The following is a 19452-nucleotide window of genomic DNA, read 5'->3' on the forward strand; positions in this document are numbered from 1 at the left end:
ACATGATCAGACTTGGCCTGACAGGTTCTATCGGTATGGGAAAGTCGACAACGGCCGAATTTTTCAAAGCCGAAGGTATACCGGTCTATAGCGCCGATGAAACGGTTCACGCTTTGTATAGAAGTGAGCCTGCTCTGTCTCTGGTGGAAGCAGCCTTTCCCGGCAGTGTTGTCAATGGCCAGATTGATCGCCGGAAACTGTCGCATTTCGTTGTCGGAAATCCTGAACAGCTGGCAAAATTGGAGAAAATCGTTCATCCTTTGGTACGACAAAAAGAAAATGCCTTTATCGAGATGTCGCGCGATCAGGGGCAATCGCTTGTTGTGCTGGATATCCCGTTGCTTTTTGAAACCGGCATTGACGGGCGAGTAGACAAAATAGCGGTGGTTTCCGCACCTGCCGCTATTCAACGGCAACGTGTGCTGGCGCGCGAAGGCATGGACGAGGACAAATTCAATAGGATTCTGTCACATCAATTGCCGGATCAGGAAAAACGCCAAAGGGCGGATTTCATCATTGAAACCGGACGCGGGCTTGCGGATGCAAAGGCACAAGTGCACGCTCTGATCGTTCAACTCAGCCAAACCGAAGGTGGAGCTTAAAGACAGCGCCGGTAAAAACCGGCGCTGCAATTGCGGCATGGTGTTTACCACTTGACCTTGAAGCCTGCTGAGGCTTTCAGTGCATAGCTGTCACCGATATTTTCAAGACTGCTATTGATGGCACCTTCACCATAGAACGTATATTTGCCATCGTTCCATTGCTGGGAAACACCAGCTCCGACACCACCCCATAAACGGTCATTGCGGCTTTCGAAGCGTTCACCATTCAAATCCACACGCGCGCCGTCACGAAATTCGTGAAACAGATTGGCAATGCCATAAAGCCCGGTTTTTGAGAGGGTGCCGTTTTCAGCTTTTTTGATGGTTTCTTTTTCAAAACTCAAGCCAAGCCGCCCACGCAGACTATCGGCCCTGTCGAGCGCGACATCAACATTATACGAGCCGGTAAAATCATCGAAATCCACAGAAGACCAGCTCAATTGGGCTTGCGGCGTCATAATCCAGCCATTGGAAAGCTCCATGCGGCGGCCCAATTCGCTCGAAAGCGCATAGCCTGTGCCATCTTGCGAGGATGCAAGCCCACCAATGACCGAAGAGTCGAGATCGGAATTGTACCAACTGCCGCGAAGCTGGTTGTCGATGTAGAAGCCGTTATTGCCGTACCATGTCAGCGTTGCGCCGAGGCTGTAACCATCGGTGTCGATCTTGCCATCGCCATAAGGCGAGGTAATATCGGATGAACCGTTAATGTAGGACACAACAACGCCGCCAATAAGCTGGCCGGATTCGTTTTCCATGATACGACCATCAAGGCCGGCTTCCATTTTATAGATTGTGGATTTGTAATCCGAGCTGCTGGTGCTTTCATCCGGCTTGAATTCGCCGTAACCGCCAGTAACCTTGCCCCAAAAAGCGGTTTTTTCTCCATTGCTGCTATCCTGCCCTTCGATGTTGACAGCGTTGTTCCAGTAACGGTTGCCAACGCGTTCTTTCAATGTACCGAGTTGATTAAGCTCAAGCAGGGTTTGGCCATAGGCCTCGTAGACAGGAACCGCCGGTTGGTAATGCGAACGTAGATACCAATCTCCGTCATTGGGAGTTGTTATGCCGTTCTGGTAAAGCGAGTAGCCATAGATGCCCTGGATCACTGATTTCTGGCCGCTTCTTGTGGTATAATCACCATTGGCAAGAATGAAATCGGCGTTTGAATTGCCGTCAATCTCGATGAGCTTGATACCATCGCCCGTTGCCGCACCATAGCCGCCTGCTTTGACAAGCTGCACCAGACTGGTGCCTGTTGCATCGCCGGTAATATGCAATTGATCGCTCTTTGATGTATCGCCATTCAATTCTGCTGCCAGAATGACAGTGCTGTTTTGCCCGCCTTGATAGGAGCCGACTTTTAAAACATGGCCGGGATAGGGGTTGAAGGGCGATGTTGTTGCCACCGTTGCATTGTTGACCAATGCGCCGGCAAGATCCGCCTGTCCGGTAAAGACCAGTGCGCCGTCATTGATGGTTGTGTCGCCTGTCCAATGACTAAACCCTGCAAGTTCAAGCGTGCCACTGCCATTTTTTACCAGCGAGCCTTGGCTGACTGCACCGTTTGACGGGCTGATATAGTCGCCAATATCATTATACCATGTGTCATAGGCGTTGAAGCCGCCTTTCGCAGCATCCATGGTCAGTGTGACCTTGCCATTAAAGGCTCCATAGCCATCGGTGGCGTTGAAAAGGTTCAACCGCGCCCATCCGCTGCCATCATCAAGCGGCATGCCGGATTGTTGTTGTGTTGTTGCCAGCACTTCACGCAATTGGTCTTTGCTTAGATACGGGAAACGCGTTGCGATGAGTATTTCCGCACCTTCAGGGACGACCGGATCAAGATTGGTCGGGCCGACAGCGGAAAGACCATAGGTCAACCAGTAATTATATTTGCGTTTGTTTTCCATATGGTCGGCGAAGCGGTCATCCGGTGATTGTGCGCTGGTGCAAATGGTCAGATCGCCATAGCATCCGGCATTGAGCATGGTGCGCAGGTCGGATTGTGCGGCAAGAAACAACGCATAAAAATCCGATGTTGTGGTAACCGGTTGCCCGGTAAGACTGGTAATGTTCTGGTTCGTATATTCAGGGTTGTTATTCAGCATTTGTGCAAGCGCATAGGTTGTCTGGATACGCGCACCCATGACATCCAGCGCGTAATGGGCACCCAGCACCACACGACTATTGCCGTATTCACCGCCACGAGTCAGAAATTCCTGATAACGCTCAGGCACCATCATTGCCATCAACATGGTTGTAGCAAATCCAGTTGCCGAGTGACCGCTGGGAAAGGAAGCGTTGGTGATCAGGCCGGGCAAGATATCCTTGGTGTTGTTTTTGTCGCGTCCAAAATAATCTTTGCCGTTGAAACTTTCTATCTGGTCGGGTGCCACCTGAATAGGACGACTATTGCCAACTTTGTTGGCATTGGCCGGATCCGGATTGTATGCGGCATCATAGACATTATAGATACCATCTTCCGGCATCGTAATGCCTTCGGCCATTTCGGTTGTTTTGCCGTGAACGCTGCCATTGGCAAAAAAGTTTTTTGAAAAAGCGGAGTCGCCCCCCACTGTCAAGGCACCGATCTGGCTCATCAATGCGCTGAAATTGTCCGAAAAAGTGGTGATTTTATAATCTGGCGAAATCGTATTGTTCTGCTTGTAGACAGCGGCAAGCTGCGGGCCCAATGCATCGGCTGCCAGAAGGCCATTGGCGAGCGATCCCAAAAGATATCCGCCGGTGTCATCATAAATGGCCTGCTGCCTTTCAGCGGCAGTGGCATTATTGTTGGTGGCGATGGAAACGCTCAAGTTCTGGTCAAGGACAGCGCGCCCTTGTTCTGTTGCATTCAGCTGGCTGAAACCCATCAGCAGATTGGCTGCTTTGATGTTGGCGGCTGTTTGTGCCGAAGCCCCGGCAATGAGAAATGTAGATAGTGCTGTGGAAAGCGTGAGAGCGCCGATAAAAGACCGTGTTGTTTTGTGCATGATACCGCCATTTGTAGTGAGTAAGAATGGCGTTGCTCATGACTGGGTTACTTTACGCCAAAATGACGGTTTTATGAAAGTTTGATGACATAGTGCCGATACGGATTTGAGCATCGTGAAATGCTTATCAAAGCTTTATCGACAGTTTTGATCGATCATGCGGTTTGTGTTGAATTTTGCCATGGCATTCAAATGCTGTCTCACCGGCTACAACGCGCGGTTACTAATAACATTTTTCCGTGTTTCCTGTTTATTATTAGCTGACCTGGGTGGATAAGCCGCTTTTTACTGGAACATGGACAGCCAATGGCTATAACCGGTTATCAGGGAATTTGAGCGAAGGTTTTTTCAAATGCGCGAGATCATTTTTGATACCGAAACAACCGGCCTGCATAAAGATAGCGACCGCATAGTTGAAATCGGTTGTGTGGAAATGATTGACCGTTATCTCACCGGCAAGACCTTCCATGTTTATCTGAATCCGCAGGGTGTCATCATTCCCGACGAGGTTGTGGCGGTTCACGGGTTGACCAATGAACGGTTGAAAGACGAACCGAAATTTGATGCCATCGCCGACGACTTTCTGGCCTTTACCGAAGGCGCGATGATGATTGCCCATAATGCGAGTTTCGACCTTGGGTTCTTGAATGCGGAGCTTGGGCGTATCAATAAGCCGCTCATCAGCGTAGACCGTATCATTGATACGCTGGCCATGGCGCGGCGTAAATTTCCTATGGGCCCCAATTCACTTGATGCATTGTGTAAGCGTTTTGGCATTGATAATTCACACCGTACTTTGCACGGCGCGTTGCTGGATTCGGAAATTCTGGCAGATGTCTATATCGAGCTTGTTGGCGGCAAGCAGGGCGCTTTGGGCTTTGGCGGTGCCGATGGCAATGGCAGAAACGGCTCGAATGGCAATGGCGGGGAAACCCGTTTGCAACCGCGGCCCACGCCGCTGCCAAGCCGCGTGAGTGAAGCAGATAAAGAAGCCCATGCCGCATTGGTGCAGAAAATTGGCGAAAAGGCGCTTTGGAACCATATGCGCAGCTCATAGCCGTCGTTTTGATAGACCGCAATGCCCGACATGGTGTCGAGCGCATCCGCAGGCGAATTGAGCCGGTGGATCAATTGTTCATTCTGCTCCTATCGGATAAGAATTGCGGTAAAACAACCTGTTAGAGCAAATTGATGGCTTAACATTTAAATAATTTGGTCTGGATAGCCATTCATAACAAACGGTTTGGCGTCACCATCAAGCTTCTCAAACAGCTTTGCCATTGGTTGCCATATCACCATGGCGTGGCTTGCCAATCCGTATTTTTGCCGGTTTTTTCTTTTTCTTGCGATTGAGTTTAGGCACATAGAGCTTTTCAAACTCCGCAGCTTTGGCAGCAAACAGGGCGGTATCAATACCAAGACCCTTGCAAAAGGCTAATATCTCGACATCGCTGATAATGGTTTCACCGTTTTCGATAAAGCGATACCGTTGATTGGTTGTGGGAATAAGATTGGAAGCGGTACGCTTTTTCATGTCAAAACGCAGACGAAAAAAATGAAAGGCACGGCCAATACCAAAAGCTGCTAACTTTTGTGCATCGCTCATCATGGCATAATCGGATAAAGTTCTATTCTGTTTGGTGATTTCACCCGTTACAGAGTCTTTTTTACCGGTTTTTTGGTGTTGTGCTTGTGAAAATTCGACCATTGCCGCCACTTTATTCATGCTTGTCCTAAAACAACATAACGCAAGCGTGTTGAAAGCCAAACAAAAGTTTTCATAGATTTTTCCCGCTGCTCATTTATATTAGCGGTTGAGAAATGGGTGCGCATGACCATTTCTTGCGCTTTCAAAGGTGCTCACTTGATGCGTTAGACTGTTCAGGACAACGCATGTTTTGCGTCTGACCGACATGTCTGCCGATGATGCTGACCGTACTTGTGGTGCGGGCGGTGTTTTGGCTGCTTGGAACAATCTAACTCCCCAATCCTTTCTAAAAGGGGGCGGGGAGCGTCTGTGTGTTCAGGTGGTTTCTCAGCCCGCAAGGGTGGGGAGGCTGTTTCGCCTTAACGGTGGAAGAGTCAACACTAAAAGCAACGACCATTTCAAGTGAGTGGCTTTGAACTCTCCGCCTATTAAAGTGTCTGCGACATGCGCGGCAGACCAGCGGGAGAAACACCATGAAAAATCGTCCTCCATATGATGCCGGAGAAACCGGCCCTATTGACAAAGAAGTCGGTGCAAATCTGCAGAGATTGCGCGTTGAAAGCGGTTTATCCCCCGCAGACCTTGGCGCTAAGCTGCATTGCAGTGCCGAGCAGATTGAAGCCTATGAGGCAGGAAAAATCAGGATAGGCGCCATAGCGCTTCAGGATTTATGCGAGATTTTCAGCGTTTCGGTGTCGTGCTTTTTCGACAATCATCTGACAAGCAAACAGCAGGTATTGGGCGACCTCATCCACGCTTATGTGCATGACGATATGCCCCTGCCCGACGATGTCAGTGCCACAGAAATGTTGGCACATATCCGCTGCTATCTTAAGCTTTCGCGTGAAAACCGCGCCTATGTCAATAAAACAACGCTTCTTTTAAATGCCGGTTTTTAGAGCGGCGCCCGATTGAAGTGAATCATCCATTGGATAAGATACCACGACAAATCAAAAGCTTGAGACGCGCCGGCCGGATAGCATCAGGTCGAAAAGCGATAAGTGTCGCGTTGGGAACTTTTGTTTCGTGAATAGTTTGTTTCATACATCGCATGAACAGCAAAACACGACACAAGGCGGCGGCCGGTTTATAGTAAGCCGACTATTATTTGTAACAAGAAGATTTTTAAACAAGACATTGGCTGTCAAGTAAAGCATGTCGATAGGGATAGGGCAAAGATTATTACAATAAGCAGTGCGTGAGAAGCGAGAACGTCATTTTTGGGCTGTATATTATGAAGATTGTTAAAGAATCGGTCGATTTTCGGCCAAAAATACCGCATTTTATACTATGAACACTTGCATTGGCCATGGTTCATGGCATAGATAGTGACTTGAGATTTTAGCATGCATTGCCGGTGATATGTTCGAACTACTTTCGGACTCAATGCATGAAATTAATTGCTGTCATCTTTGTGATAGCCAAACGAAAAAGCATTTCCCCCTATTGCCGTCTTTGAGGTGGGGTCGCTCGTGATTGTTGCAGGCGAAGGGGTTGTGCGGGGGTAAAACCCATTCGCACGGGGGAAATGGTGGCCGGACAAATATTGGGTCATGTCCGGTCACCATATTATTATAAAAATCATCATTGCATATCTGCTGAGTGTCTAATCCTAGATCCCGATAGGGGCCCAAGCTTTGCCGCCTTGGGCGAAGATTAGAGCCGTTCCCGATTGATATGAATTATCACCCCGATAAGATACCGCGACAAATCAAAAGCTTGAGACGCGCCGGGCGGATAGCATCAGTTTGAAAAGCGCTATAGAGCAAATCTTCTTTATGTTGGGGCATAGACTTGCTCCAGATTTTTTATTTGTCGCATTGTCCAACGAAAAAGCTGATTCAACTTTTTCCGGAAATGCTCTAACGCCCGCCATTGCAAAACCAGCCGTATCATACACAGTTTTTATCCAAGGTTGCTGTGGTCTGGATTAAACCGTTAAAATTATGGAATTGCCGGTTTTAGAAGCAGTTAGGCCGTTGTGGAGAGGGGGAAACCACAACGGCCTTATCACTGCACTCTTGCAACAACCCGGAGAGGGGATGGAGGCTGTTGCATCCGGTAACGGCGGGGACAATGCCGGAAACCCGGATATATCGACGCAGCGTCGATGGGTCTAATAAAAGACTTCAAAGATGGCTTTTCAAGGGCAATTAGATTAAGCTTTTGTAACGAATGCGTGAGAGCGCGAACGGACGGGCTTTTCGGCCATTGTTCTAAGATAGAGCGTTTCCCACAAAAGTTGATAGACTTTTGTGTCCTGACAATGCGATAAAAAAAGGGTCAGAGCAGGTCTGCGACCCTACATCAATTGAATCTGGCTAGTGAAGACAATCGGGATTGACGATGCAAAAAAATGATCACCTTTTTCTGGTGGACGGTTCGGGATACATCTTTCGCGCTTACCATGCTTTGCCGCCGCTAACGCGCAAGAAAGACGGGTTGCCCGTTGGTGCCGTGGCCGGTTTCTGTAACATGTTGTGGAAACTGCTTTGCGATGCGCGCAACACCGCCGTGGGTGTGGTGCCGACGCATTTTGCCGTTATTTTCGATTATTCATCCGATACATTCCGTAAGAAAATCTATCCGGAATATAAGGCGAACCGCTCCGCGCCGCCTGAAGATCTTATTCCGCAATTCGGGCTGATTCGGCAGGCAACGCGTGCTTTCAATCTGCCCTGTATTGAAAAAGAAGGTTTCGAAGCCGACGACATTATTGCCACTTATGCCCGTCTTGCCAGCGCAAAGGGTGCGCAAACCACTATCATATCGTCAGATAAGGACTTGATGCAGCTCGTTACCGATCAGGTGGCGATGTATGATGGGATGAAAGACCGGCAGATCGGCATTGCCGAGGTGATAGAAAAATGGGGCGTAGCGCCTGAAAAAATGATCGACCTGCAATCGCTGACGGGTGATTCGACCGATAATGTACCAGGTATTCCGGGGATCGGCCCGAAGACTGCCGCGCAATTGCTGGAAGAGTTTGGCGATCTTGATACATTGCTTGCCCGTGCAGGCGAAATAAAGCAGCAGAAGCGGCGTGAGAATATCCAGAATTTTGCCGAGCAAACCAAAATCTCCCGCGAGCTTGTTACTTTGAAAACAGATGTCCCGATGGATGTCGGGCTGGATGAGCTGGTTTTGGAGCCGCAAGACGGGCCGAAGCTTGTCGGCTTTCTTAAAGCGATGGAATTCAACACGTTGACACGACGCGTTGCGGAGGCGACAGACTGCGATGCAGCCGCTATCGAACCGGCCGATGTGGTGGTCGAATGGGGCGAAAGCGCCCATGGTCCCGACCTTGACCTTGAACCAAAAACAGCGGATGCCGCAAAACCGGACGCTACGTCCAAGGCAAAGGGTGCTGCGCCGTTGAATACGCCGCAGGCTTTGGCCGAAAAGCGCAAGGCCGAAGCTTTGGGACAAGTCATTGATACATCTGCCTATGTGACGATAACGGACGAGGCTGTCTTGAAACGCTGGCTGGATGAGGCGCTTGATCAGGGCTATTTTGCTTTTGACACCGAAACCACGTCTCTCGATCCTATGCAGGCAGAGCTTGTCGGCTTTTCGATTGCGTTGGCCGCCGGCAAGGCTGCTTATATTCCGCTCAACCATGTCGAAGGCAATGGCGATCTTTTGGGCGGCGGTCGTGTCAGCCCGCAGATTCAACCAGCAAAGGCTTTGGCCCTTTTAAAACCGCTTCTGGAAAATTCAGCGGTGTTGAAGATTGCCCAGAACATGAAATATGACTGGCTGGTGATGAAGCAGCAAGGCATCGTAATCCAATCCTTTGATGATACTATGTTGCTTTCCTATGTGCTTAATGCGGGAACGCTGACCCATGGCATGGATGCCTTGTCGGAACGTTGGCTTGGCCATAAACCCATTACCTATAAGGAAGTAACGGGCAGCGGCAAGGCCGCTTTGAGTTTTGCCGAAGTCAGTCTTGAACGGGCAACGGCTTATGCCGCTGAAGATGCGGATGTGACCTTGCGTTTGTGGCAGGTGCTGAAACCACAACTGGTTGCCCGCGGCATTTCGCGTGTCTATGAGCGTCTGGAGCGGCCTTTGGTCGAGGTGCTGGCGCGCATGGAAGAGCGCGGCATTTTGGTTGACCGGCAGATATTGTCGCGTCTTTCGGGCGAGCTCGCCCAGTCGGCAGCAGCTTTGGAAGATGAAATCTATGCGTTGAGTGGTGAAAAATTCAACATCGGATCACCAAAACAATTGGGTGATATCCTGTTTGGTAAAATGGGTGTCCCCGGTGGCTCCAAAACAAAGACCGGCCAATGGTCGACTTCTGCGCAAGTTTTGGAGGATCTGGCTGCCGAGGGCCATGAGCTGCCACGAAAAATTGTCGATTGGCGACAGCTGACAAAGCTCAAGTCCACCTATACGGATGCGTTGCCAAACTACATTCTGCCATCCACTGGCCGCGTCCATACCAATTATTCAATGGCGGCAACGTCAACGGGACGGCTTTCGTCTTCAGAGCCGAATCTACAGAACATTCCTGTGCGCACGGCCGAGGGCCGAAAAATCCGTACGGCCTTTATTGCCGGCCCCGGCAATCTTCTTCTCTCTGCTGATTATAGCCAGATTGAATTGCGTGTTCTGGCACATGTGGCAGATATTCCTGCCCTGAAAAAAGCTTTTGCCGAAGGGCTTGATATTCATGCCATGACGGCCTCGGAAATGTTCGGTGTGCCGATTGAAGGGATGCCATCGGAAGTGCGGCGCAGGGCCAAAGCCATCAATTTTGGCATTATCTACGGTATTTCCGCCTTTGGATTGGCCAACCAGCTTGGCATATCACGCGAGGAAGCGGGGCAATATATCCGCACCTATTTCGAGCGTTTTCCCGGCATCAAGGATTATATGGAAGCGACAAAAACCTTCGCCCGTGCACATGGCTATGTTGAAACAATCTTTGGTCGGCGGGCGCATTATCCCGAAATTACTGCATCCAATCCGCAGATCCGCGCCTTCAATGAACGTGCCGCCATCAACGCCCCTATTCAGGGTTCGGCCGCTGATATCATCCGCCGCGCCATGATCCACATGGAAGGCGCACTGAATGAAGAAAAGCTTTCCGCACAGATGTTGTTGCAGGTGCATGACGAATTGATTTTTGAAGTGGCGGAAGACGAGGTGGAAAAAACAACCGCCTTGGTTAAACGTGTGATGGAAAATGCAACCATGCCGGCACTGTCTCTGTCCGTTCCGTTGCAGGTCGATGCGCGGGCCGCCAAAAACTGGGATGAAGCGCATTAGAGCGGTTCCCCATTGATGTGAAACATCAATAGGATAAGATACCGCGACAAATCAAAAGCTTAAGACGCGCCAGCCGGATAGCATCAGGTTGAAAAGTGCTCTAAAGCTTGCCGGCAAGGCGTTTGCGCTTTGCGTTACGCACCATAGCACTGCGCAGGCAGCGTTTGGCCACTAGAGTGCGTCCGTTTTTGATTGAGGCAATGATTCACTCTAAGTTTTTGATTTGTCGCATTATCCAGACACAAAAGTCATTCAACTCTTGTTGAAAATGCTCTAAACGAGACGTTAAACGCCGCCTGCCCTTGAAACCGGAATTTCTGCTCCATATTGCTTAGGATTGACGAGAGATAGCAGGGAGTCATTAAATGAACCGGAATTTTCTTTATATGCTGATTGGCGCTTTAATCGTGGTTGTCGCTGGTTTTGGTTATTACACCTACAAGCAGGAAACCAAGCCGTCGGGCGTAGAGTTGAAGATCGACAAAAACGGTGTTTCAGTCGATCAGAACTAATTTCAACAACACATCAGACTTAATCCGCTTTTATTGCTAAAAGCGGATTTTCAAGCTGGCAGAGCCACGATGGGCCTGGCTGTTTTCGCCGAAATTACCTTGATATTCAGCGTTGAAAGATGCAGCCTTATTAAAGCTCACTTGTAAGCCACTCTGTATCTGCGCCGTATTTTCATCCATAGGCAGACCTTGCGCGTTGAATCGTGCAGTATCGGTAAAGCGCATATCCAGCGTTTGGCGTTGGCCGGAATAGCCATGCTGCCAGCCAATATCGATAAAGGGTTTGAAACCTTTGCCCGCCCATTCAAGATCGGTTGAAAACCGCATTCCCAAAAGTGAATAGACCGATGTATCATTGTTTGCGTCAACCGTGAGTGCGCTTAACGGAGCGTTGCCTTCAACAAACCGGTCGCTTTGCAATTTCATAACATTGACGCGGGCATAAGGCTGGCTCTGCCATGTGTTATGCCGCATGGTCAAAGACAATTCGCCAAAGGCCGAAGCGGCATAGCCGTCAAAATCTGCGGTTGGCATTTCATCGATACCGGCACCATAGACACGGCGTTTGGCGTCGAAAGTGTTCCAACTGTAATTTGCACCAAAGCTGAAATGCAACGGCATGGTTGCCAATTGGCCAAGCTGTGTCTGCCCGTAAGCCGCCACGCGATAGGTTTTGCTATCCATGCGGTTGTAACTGCCGTCTTCCCGCACAGTATTTTCGCCAAAGCTGAAAGCACCGCCAAGCAGAAGATTTCCCGTGCGCTTCTCGGCTCCGAATATAAAACCGCCGCCGCGCGCCGAAATGCCCGCCAGTTCACGATTGCCGTCGAGTGACGCGTTTTGTCCGGTTCCCGTCATCCAGAACCGTATCTCTTCGGTATTTACGCTATCGGCCGCTTCGCGGGCCATATGGCTGAGGATCTGGTCACTGAATTGTAGCTCGTCCATAGCCCGCAGTTTGAAATTTGTGGCGTAGAAATTGCCTGAAAGCTGCGACAATAGGTTTGGAACTTCGGCCGTTTCAGCCATAACCACCGCACCGTAGAGCGGTGAATATGTGTCAAGCCGGTCAAGCGCCTGCCCCACTGTGCGCTGGTTATAGCTTTGGCCGAAACTTTCGAAACTGGCAGCATTGCGGTTAAAATAAAGGCGACCCGTTGTGGCTGTATAATCAATGGTCGGGTTGAGAAAAGCCAGATTGCTGACAAGCGCGAATTCTCCATTGATGCCATTCTTCGCGGAAAGGATCATGCAGCCTGCGCCGGTATGGCAGCCGACAGTGCCTTGCAACACCAGTTTGGCACCGGATGCAATGGTCATCGTCCCCTGACTGTCGATTGCCGGTATCGTCGAATTTCCCGACAAGACAATGCGCGACTGGCCGTCAACCTTAAAATCACCCATGGCTTTAAAGCTTGCATCGGCTGCAAGGCTTCGGTTGGTTCGGCCATTGCGGTCAATTAACAAAGTGGCATTGTTGAGGTTGATATTGGCGAAGGTGCCTGTGCCGCTTGCGACACTGCCGTCAGAAAGCATAAGATCTGTGTTTTGCATGACGATATTGTCGGCATCAAGCTGTGCATTGGCAACGATAAGGGCACCTTCATTGGCGCTTTCACCCGATAGTTGCCATTGCGACCCCGCTTTGACAACAAGGCTTTGGAAGTTGCGATAGGTCGCGTTATCCCCGAGCGCTGACACAGAAAATCGGCCAACGCTATCGCCAAGTTCCAAGATATTGTTGCCATTGCCGCCATCAACCGTGCCGTCAACCACCGAACCTGTGTGATAGATAAAGCGGTCATTGCCATCGCCAAAAATCACAGCCTGTCCATTGGTGCCGCGGATCGTGCCAAAATTTTCAACACTGTTGTCATCATTGCTGATAATGCGGATGCCGTAGCCGTCCAATCCTTCGATAATACCGTAATTGACGATATCCATCGCAGCAAAGGCCGGCCCCTTATTGCTGTCATCAACCAGAATACCGTTATCGATGCCGCTTATGCGTGCCAACCGGTTTGCGGTACTGCCATTGACAAGGCTGCCGCCGCCAATAGCGATGGCTTCGCTGGTGGAGCCATCTTCACCTTCTTTGGCACCGATTGAACCAAGCCCTTCTATAGTGCCGTAGTTTTCAATAATGCCGGTGCCGTCAATATCAATACCATCGCCGTCGCCATAGACAGCATCGGGGTTGAAACCACCGCGGATTGTGCCGTAGTTGACGACATGCATCGGCTCTGCATCGGCTGCGGTATCAAAGTTGATACCGGAACCGTTTTTGCCCTCTATAAGGCCGCCCGCTTCATTCACGATAAAGCTTGCCACCTTGCCGGTGATACCGTGGCGGGCGCCGGTGATACTGCCTCCTGCATGGTTGATAACCTCGCCAGTGTTGATATCCTGAAAGTCGATACCATCGGAGGATGCATCGGGAGAAATCCCCGCCGCGGTAATACTGCCCCAGTTTTCCACACGCCCGTTCATACCCGGTCGGACAGCATCGGCATCGGTTGTTTCAAGCTGGCCATAGTTTTGGATAAGGATGGAATTGGCTTTGGTTTTGTCAAAATCGATCGCTTGTCCGCCCGCATCGCCTGTGCCGGTTGTGCGGATAAGCCCATAATTGACTATGCGGATATCTCCGACAACCGGTTTATCACTGAAGCGGATGCCATCATCAACCGATTGCAACACCCCATCGCTGCGATTTTCGAAGGTAAATTGGGCAATTTCACCCGCTTCATCCATATTGATACCGCGCTTGGCAGCGTTGATCTTGCCGGCATTGCTGAAGCTTATATTGCCTGCACCAAAGCGTATGGCATCATGATCATCGGCCCGTATCTGCCCGCTATTTTGAATGTTGATCACCGCATTGGCCGAACGCATAGAGGCAAAATCCAGCACCTGACCTGTTTGGGACGACATGGTGCCCGAATTGTTGAGTGTGATTGTGCCTTGCGTTATATCGCCATTGATGCGGAATGTATCATTGCCGGACTGGATAAGCCCGTTATTGACAACCGAGATCGTGCGGTTGGTTTCTGCGCCCGATGTGTCGATAGCGCGCGTACCGGCCTTGATGGTGCCGCTGTTTTCAATGACCACGCCCGTGGCTGCGCCTTTTTGTGTAATGGCCGTCGCTGTTACATCCAGCGTGGCATTGGTTTCCACCACGCCCTTTTCGGCACCGCTTAACGTTTTGGCGGTTTTATCGGTCGTGGTTTGCGTTACTTTAAAATCGGCAGCCTCGACGGCGGGTGCCAGACATACAGTGGAAACCAGTAAACCGGCTTTTAATAGGCGATAAAAAGATGTTGGCTGCACAGCTCATTCCCATAATCCAGATTTTAGACTTCCGGAAACCCAATGATGTCACCGGCGCTGACGCCGCGCTTATTAGAACTTGCTTATGACAGGCAAATGACAAGTTAACGTATAGGCACACGAACAGGAAAATGAACTGACCGGCAGGTGCTCTCCATCGGGTATGGGTAAGTTTATGGGAAACAGCTAGAGCATTTCCAACAAAAGTTGATAGACTTTTGTGTCAGGAGAATGCACTAGAGCGGTTCCCGATTGATGTGAACCATCAATCGGATAAGATACCGCGACAAATCAAAAGCTTGAGACGCGCCGGCCGGATAGCATCAGGTCGAAAAGCGCTCTAGAGTTTTACGATTTTTTCTTCAACGGACAGCTTGAAAGGCCGAAAAGCTTGTAGCCGGGGCAATAGCCAATGGCAGCTGTAAACAGTGGTATCAACCCGATAAGGCCAAGCCAGCGGGCATTCCCGTCGATAAAGAAGATCAGGGAAAGCAGAACCAGCCCGAGGATGATACGGATCGTGCGATCAGTGGGGCCTACATTGCGTTGCATAAGACGAGCCTTTCAACATTGATGGTGAAAGCTTCATGTTACGCTTTAAATGAACAGAAACAATGCGACATATTGGTCGAAACGCCAAAGGGAAACGCTGGGCCTTTCGCCTTGTTTTTGCAGATTTGGTTTTATGCCATTGCGTTTGAATGCATAGAGCATTTCCAACTAAAGTTGATAGACTTTTGTGTCGGAATAATGCGATAAAACAGCGAGTTAGACTGAATCCATGCCTCAATCAAAAACGGTTTCACTCTATGTGGCGATCCTGAAAAGCTTAACTTTCGGCTGTATTATGGGGCAATTGTTTTTTCCGCTTTTTACGGCCTTTGCCCTTACTTTTCTGGTAAACCGTAAATTCTTTGGTTTCCAATGTTTCTTCGCAGGCGGCTTTCACCAGTTTTTGCAGCACTTCGATGCGCTCGAACAGCCATTCCAACTCTTCGACCTTGATCGTATATTGTGCCGAATAGCGCGCTTCCACATATGCACGGCGCAATTTCTGAAATTTGCGGCGGGTCGAACGTCCTTCACGCGGCCACGCTGCTATCAACTCCGGTGCCACCGTTTCTGCCAATGAACGCAGTTTTTCCAAATTATGGATTTTCGGGCTGTATAATGTCCGCGTCAGCAGAAGGCAGACGTAAATTTGCTCAGTTGCTTGGTGAGCAATAAAAGCTGCGTATTTCATATAGCTATCAACATCACCTGATGACTTCGCTAGAAATGATCGCGCACCTTCTAAGCCTGTAAGCGATAGTGGGTAATAGTCATTGAAATTTTTTTGCGCTTCAGCAAATTTTGCATCTTCGGGCATTCTTCCCGGTTTTACAAAAGGTTGTGCTTCGCTTTCATAAAGCACGATACCGTCTTGGAGAATGTCCATGAAAAACGGACGCCCCACGGCAAGTTGTTCATCGACGAAATTCTGGCTATGAACGATCAGTTGCGTTGGTGTTTTCAAGCGCTCTTGGGCAATCCACTCTGCGGTGAGGCGCTCTTCGGCTTTTTCAAAAAACACGAAATCTTCAAATCTGCCTTCATTGACCAGCACCAGAAGGTCATAGTCTGAAAAATAACCGCCTTCTGGGTCTTCCACCCAATCACCGCGCGCATAGGAGCCAAACAGAACAATTTTGACAATGCGGCCATGATTGACCTTTTTGGAATATTTATCGCTGGTTTTCTTGGCAAATTCTTCCAGCACGACCTGCAAGACAAATGCAAGCTCATCCCGCTTATTCTGCGGCAAGTGCTGCAATTTTTCATGCCATTGCGGAATATCCAAATCCATCAAAATCCCTGCTGTCTTTCCAGTATGTTTTTTAAAGGAAGTCAGACCTTAAAACAATATCGTATAAATTTGCGATGTTTGATGCTCTGGGCCAGCACCGTGATGATGATGCACTTCTTTGACAATGTCAGCGCTGACTACGCTTGAGCGCTTTTCGGCCTGATTGCACAGGCTGGCGCGTCTCAAGCTGTTGATTTGTCGCGGTATCCTATCCGATTGATGATTCATATCAATCGGGAGCCGCTCTAAGGCGTTATTTTTAGCCAATGGCCAACCAATTGTGCTTGAATTGAATTGGACCACCGCCCACTTTGAGCATAAAATGCATCACAGCAATTCAAGTGGGGCTTTTATGTATTATTCATTGCCGGAAAAAGAAATTAAACTTTATGAAGTTGGGTTTGAGACAGATCCAGACGACAAAGATATACTTGAGCGTGCCGCTTTTGGAAAATCCTTGTCGGCTTTTTTGGAAAGGGTCCAAGACCCGCTTGTCGTTGCAGTGGATGGCAAATGGGGTACGGGCAAAAGTTATTTTCTTAAAAAATGGGTCGGCGCCCACACGCTTGAAAATGACGGTCAAGCCACAACGGTTTATTTCGATGCCTTCGCCCACGATTATTTCGATGATCCTTTGGCTGACCTTATCTCGACCATCACTGAACGGTTGATGCAAATTGATGCCGTAAAATATAAGCACGTTATTGATGAATTGAACGCTGCCACACGCCAATTGGCACAAAGTACTGCAATTGGTGCTTGGGCTTTCATGTCTGGTGCTGCTTCACTTTTCACGAACGGCGCATCAGATGTGACACAAAAAGGCCTGAAGAAAGCTTATGAACAATATCAAGAAAATGTAGAAAAACTCTGGGCAAACTGTTTCGAACGCGACCTTGATAAACATAAAATTATTAAAAACTTTCACAATACACTTAGAAAGTTTACAGAAATCACTTCTCCAGAACCGACACCCTATGAAATATTAAAGGCTGAAAAGTCAGCGGATTCAGATAAAGAGCCACCAACCTATCCGCTCATCATCGTCATTGATGAGCTAGACCGTTGCCGCCCAGATTACGCCCTTGCCATACTTGAAATCATCAAACATTTCTTCAATGTGCCGAGAGTGCAATTCGTATTGGGGGTCAATCTTGAATCGCTGGAACACAGTGTCAAAGCCCGTTATGGCGCTGATATTGATGCCAACGGTTATCTTAAACGCTTCATCAATCTGATTTTTGAATTACCGGAAACGATCGGAAAAAGCCTAGCCGATAAACCCGAAAACAGCGTATTGCTAAAATTCTTTCAAACTAAAGCAATAGAAATGAAGATTTGGAATATCATCGGTGAAGATATTCAAACGGAATTACAATGCGTATCTAGGAATAAAACTATTTCGCTGCGCGATGCCGGAAAGATTTTATCCTATACCTCATTGGTGCCTCTAACTGAAGAAAAAGCCAAAAACATGCCGGTTGGTTGGAAAATTGTCATAGCTGCATTGGTTGTCGCTTCAATTATATCACCCGAAACATATAAAAAACTTGTCACATCAACAATTGATGAAAAAGAACTATTAAATTATTATGGCTCAAGTCCTTTAGAAATAACTGACCGTATACATGATGAATATAATACTCACTTTAACCATACAGTTGCTCTAAGAATTATGATTTGGGAATTTATACGTGAAAATGGAAAACCCAATAATTTATTATCAGAGGAATTGTGTGGACGTGTGGCCCAATTATTAAATGCATTCGGTATGTCACGAGATTACAAACTTACACTTATCAATACGAATAGAGAATATCTCAACCTTATCAACATCCTCAAAAAAGACGACAGCAACGCCTAATCCAACAAAAAACCACCCCGCTGGTTTTCAACGGGGTGGTTCGCATTTCAGTGAAATTTTTGCTTATTTGCGGTCGCGGGCGGCAAGCGTGCGCAGGCGCAATGCGTTAAGCTTGATAAAGCCTGCGGCGTCCTTTTGGTCATAAGCGCCCTGATCGTCTTCAAAGGTTACCAGCGCGTCGGAATAAAGCGACTTGTCGCTCTTGCGGCCTTCCACAATGACATTGCCCTTATAGAGCTTCAATGTGACTTCACCCTCAACATTTTCTTGCGATAGGTCGATTGCCGCCTGCAACATTTTACGTTCAGGCGAGAACCAGAAGCCGTAATAGATCAGCTCGGCATAACGCGGCATCAATTCATCTTTCAAATGCGCAGCGCCACGATCCAGTGTGATCGATTCCATGGCGCGGTGGGCTGTCAGAAGAATGGTGCCACCCGGTGTTTCATAAATGCCGCGCGATTTCATGCCGACGAAACGGTTTTCCACCAAGTCCAGACGGCCAATGCCGTTATCACGGCCAAGATCGTTCAATTTGGCAAGCAAGGTTGCCGGTGACATATGTTCGCCGTTAATGGAAACAGGGTCGCCCTTTTTAAAGCCGATGGTGATAATGGTAGCTTTATCGGGTGCGGCTTCCGGTGAAACCGTGCGCATATGCACATATTCCGGTGCGGGAACAGATGGGTCTTCCAGCACTTTGCCTTCTGATGATGAATGCAGCAGATTGGCATCGACAGAAAACGGTGCTTCGCCCTGCTTATCTTTCGACACAGGAATCTGATGCGCCTGTGCAAAATCAATCAGATCGGTACGGCTTTTAAACTTCCAGTCGCGCCATGGCGCAATGATTTTAATGTCGGGATTGAGGGCATAGGCCGAAAGCTCGAAGCGCACCTGATCGTTGCCCTTGCCGGTTGCGCCATGGGCGATGGCATCGGCACCGGTTTCTTTGGCAATTTCAATCAAGCGCTTGGAAATAAGCGGACGCGCAATGGATGTGCCAAGAAGATAGACACCTTCATAAACAGCATTGGCGCGGAACATCGGGAAAACGAAATCGCGCACAAATTCTTCGCGCAGATCTTCAATATAAATCTGTTTGATGCCCATCATTTCCGCTTTGCGGCGTGCTGGCTCAAGCTCTTCCCCCTGGCCGAGATCGGCGGTGAAGGTCACCACTTCCGCGCCCAACTCGGTTTGCAGCCATTTCAAGATGATTGAAGTATCAAGGCCGCCTGAATAGGCCAACACTACTTTTTTAACGTCTTTCCACTTTTCCATTTTTTCTGTCCGATATCTTTGGGCCAA

12 protein-coding genes are annotated in these 19452 nt (G+C 48.9%); 6 read left to right on the forward strand and 6 right to left on the reverse strand.

The genetic code is table 11. The annotated features are described in order from the left end of the window. The first annotated feature begins 2 nt into the window (after nucleotides 1-2). Complete coding sequence (gene coaE / locus ACYSNS_RS02350) at nucleotides 3-602, forward strand: dephospho-CoA kinase (RefSeq protein WP_461721513.1); 600 nt, start codon at nucleotides 3-5, stop codon at nucleotides 600-602. 44 nt (nucleotides 603-646) lie between these two features. On the opposite strand, the gene ACYSNS_RS02355 is transcribed toward coaE, so the two are convergent. After that, a complete protein-coding gene (locus ACYSNS_RS02355; RefSeq protein WP_461721514.1) occupies nucleotides 647-3598 on the reverse strand; it encodes an autotransporter outer membrane beta-barrel domain-containing protein in 2952 nt (983 codons plus the stop codon). A gap of 352 nt (nucleotides 3599-3950) precedes the next feature. Here ACYSNS_RS02355 and dnaQ point away from each other — a divergent pair, with 352 nt between their 5' ends. Then, the gene (dnaQ, locus tag ACYSNS_RS02360; protein ID WP_461721515.1) at nucleotides 3951-4655 is read left to right on the forward strand and encodes a DNA polymerase III subunit epsilon; all 705 of its coding nucleotides are present in this window, start codon (nucleotides 3951-3953) and stop codon (nucleotides 4653-4655) included. Between the two features lie 207 nt (nucleotides 4656-4862). On the opposite strand, the gene ACYSNS_RS02365 is transcribed toward dnaQ, so the two are convergent. Then, complete coding sequence (locus tag ACYSNS_RS02365; RefSeq protein WP_461721516.1) at nucleotides 4863-5324, reverse strand: hypothetical protein; 462 nt, start codon at nucleotides 5322-5324, stop codon at nucleotides 4863-4865. A gap of 455 nt (nucleotides 5325-5779) precedes the next feature. Between ACYSNS_RS02365 and ACYSNS_RS02370 the strand changes: the two genes are divergently transcribed. From ACYSNS_RS02370 to ACYSNS_RS02380, 3 genes are all read left to right on the forward strand, one after another. Next, nucleotides 5780-6205, forward strand: a complete 426-nt coding sequence (locus tag ACYSNS_RS02370; protein WP_461721517.1) for a helix-turn-helix domain-containing protein — start codon at nucleotides 5780-5782, stop codon at nucleotides 6203-6205. Nucleotides 6206-7652: 1447 nt separating this feature from the next. Then, entirely contained in the window at nucleotides 7653-10586 is a 2934-nt protein-coding gene (polA, locus tag ACYSNS_RS02375) for a DNA polymerase I (RefSeq protein WP_461721518.1), read from the forward strand. A 365-nt stretch (nucleotides 10587-10951) separates the two neighbouring features. Beyond that, on the forward strand, nucleotides 10952-11098 hold the full coding sequence (locus ACYSNS_RS02380; RefSeq protein WP_461721519.1) for a hypothetical protein: 147 nt from the start codon (nucleotides 10952-10954) through the stop codon (nucleotides 11096-11098). 36 nt (nucleotides 11099-11134) lie between these two features. On the opposite strand, the gene ACYSNS_RS02385 is transcribed toward ACYSNS_RS02380, so the two are convergent. From ACYSNS_RS02385 to ACYSNS_RS02395, 3 genes are all read right to left on the reverse strand, one after another. Beyond that, nucleotides 11135-14431: an autotransporter outer membrane beta-barrel domain-containing protein gene (locus ACYSNS_RS02385; protein WP_461721520.1), complete on the reverse strand. Its 3297-nt coding sequence runs from the start codon at nucleotides 14429-14431 to the stop codon at nucleotides 11135-11137. A gap of 348 nt (nucleotides 14432-14779) precedes the next feature. Continuing rightward, nucleotides 14780-14983: a YgaP family membrane protein gene (locus ACYSNS_RS02390; RefSeq protein WP_461721521.1), complete on the reverse strand. Its 204-nt coding sequence runs from the start codon at nucleotides 14981-14983 to the stop codon at nucleotides 14780-14782. A gap of 277 nt (nucleotides 14984-15260) precedes the next feature. Further along, nucleotides 15261-16277 carry a HEPN domain-containing protein gene (locus ACYSNS_RS02395; protein WP_461721522.1) on the reverse strand — a complete coding sequence of 339 codons (1017 nt, stop codon included), beginning with the start codon at nucleotides 16275-16277 and terminating at the stop codon, nucleotides 15261-15263. Nucleotides 16278-16557: 280 nt separating this feature from the next. Here ACYSNS_RS02395 and ACYSNS_RS02400 point away from each other — a divergent pair, with 280 nt between their 5' ends. After that, on the forward strand, nucleotides 16558-18141 hold the full coding sequence (locus ACYSNS_RS02400) for a KAP family P-loop NTPase fold protein (protein WP_461721523.1): 1584 nt from the start codon (nucleotides 16558-16560) through the stop codon (nucleotides 18139-18141). Nucleotides 18142-18204: 63 nt separating this feature from the next. Here ACYSNS_RS02400 and ACYSNS_RS02405 read toward each other — a convergent pair whose 3' ends face one another. Beyond that, complete coding sequence (locus ACYSNS_RS02405) at nucleotides 18205-19425, reverse strand: argininosuccinate synthase (protein WP_461721524.1); 1221 nt, start codon at nucleotides 19423-19425, stop codon at nucleotides 18205-18207. Between the last annotated feature and the right edge of the window lie 27 nt (nucleotides 19426-19452).

The organism is Bartonella sp. LJL80, from assembly GCF_054871565.1.

Excerpts from the sequence above, each read along its gene's own strand:
- coaE (WP_461721513.1), top strand. The coding sequence starts at position 3 with ATGATCAGACTTGGCCTGACAGGTTCTATCGGTATGGGAAAGTCGACA.
- ACYSNS_RS02355 (WP_461721514.1), bottom strand. The coding sequence starts at position 3,598 with ATGCACAAAACAACACGGTCTTTTATCGGCGCTCTCACGCTTTCCACA.
- dnaQ (WP_461721515.1), top strand. The coding sequence starts at position 3,951 with ATGCGCGAGATCATTTTTGATACCGAAACAACCGGCCTGCATAAAGAT.
- ACYSNS_RS02365 (WP_461721516.1), bottom strand. The coding sequence starts at position 5,324 with ATGAATAAAGTGGCGGCAATGGTCGAATTTTCACAAGCACAACACCAA.
- ACYSNS_RS02370 (WP_461721517.1), top strand. The coding sequence starts at position 5,780 with ATGAAAAATCGTCCTCCATATGATGCCGGAGAAACCGGCCCTATTGAC.
- polA (WP_461721518.1), top strand. The coding sequence starts at position 7,653 with ATGCAAAAAAATGATCACCTTTTTCTGGTGGACGGTTCGGGATACATC.
- ACYSNS_RS02380 (WP_461721519.1), top strand. The coding sequence starts at position 10,952 with ATGAACCGGAATTTTCTTTATATGCTGATTGGCGCTTTAATCGTGGTT.
- ACYSNS_RS02390 (WP_461721521.1), bottom strand. The coding sequence starts at position 14,983 with ATGCAACGCAATGTAGGCCCCACTGATCGCACGATCCGTATCATCCTC.
- ACYSNS_RS02395 (WP_461721522.1), bottom strand. The coding sequence starts at position 16,277 with ATGGATTTGGATATTCCGCAATGGCATGAAAAATTGCAGCACTTGCCG.
- ACYSNS_RS02405 (WP_461721524.1), bottom strand. The coding sequence starts at position 19,425 with ATGGAAAAGTGGAAAGACGTTAAAAAAGTAGTGTTGGCCTATTCAGGC.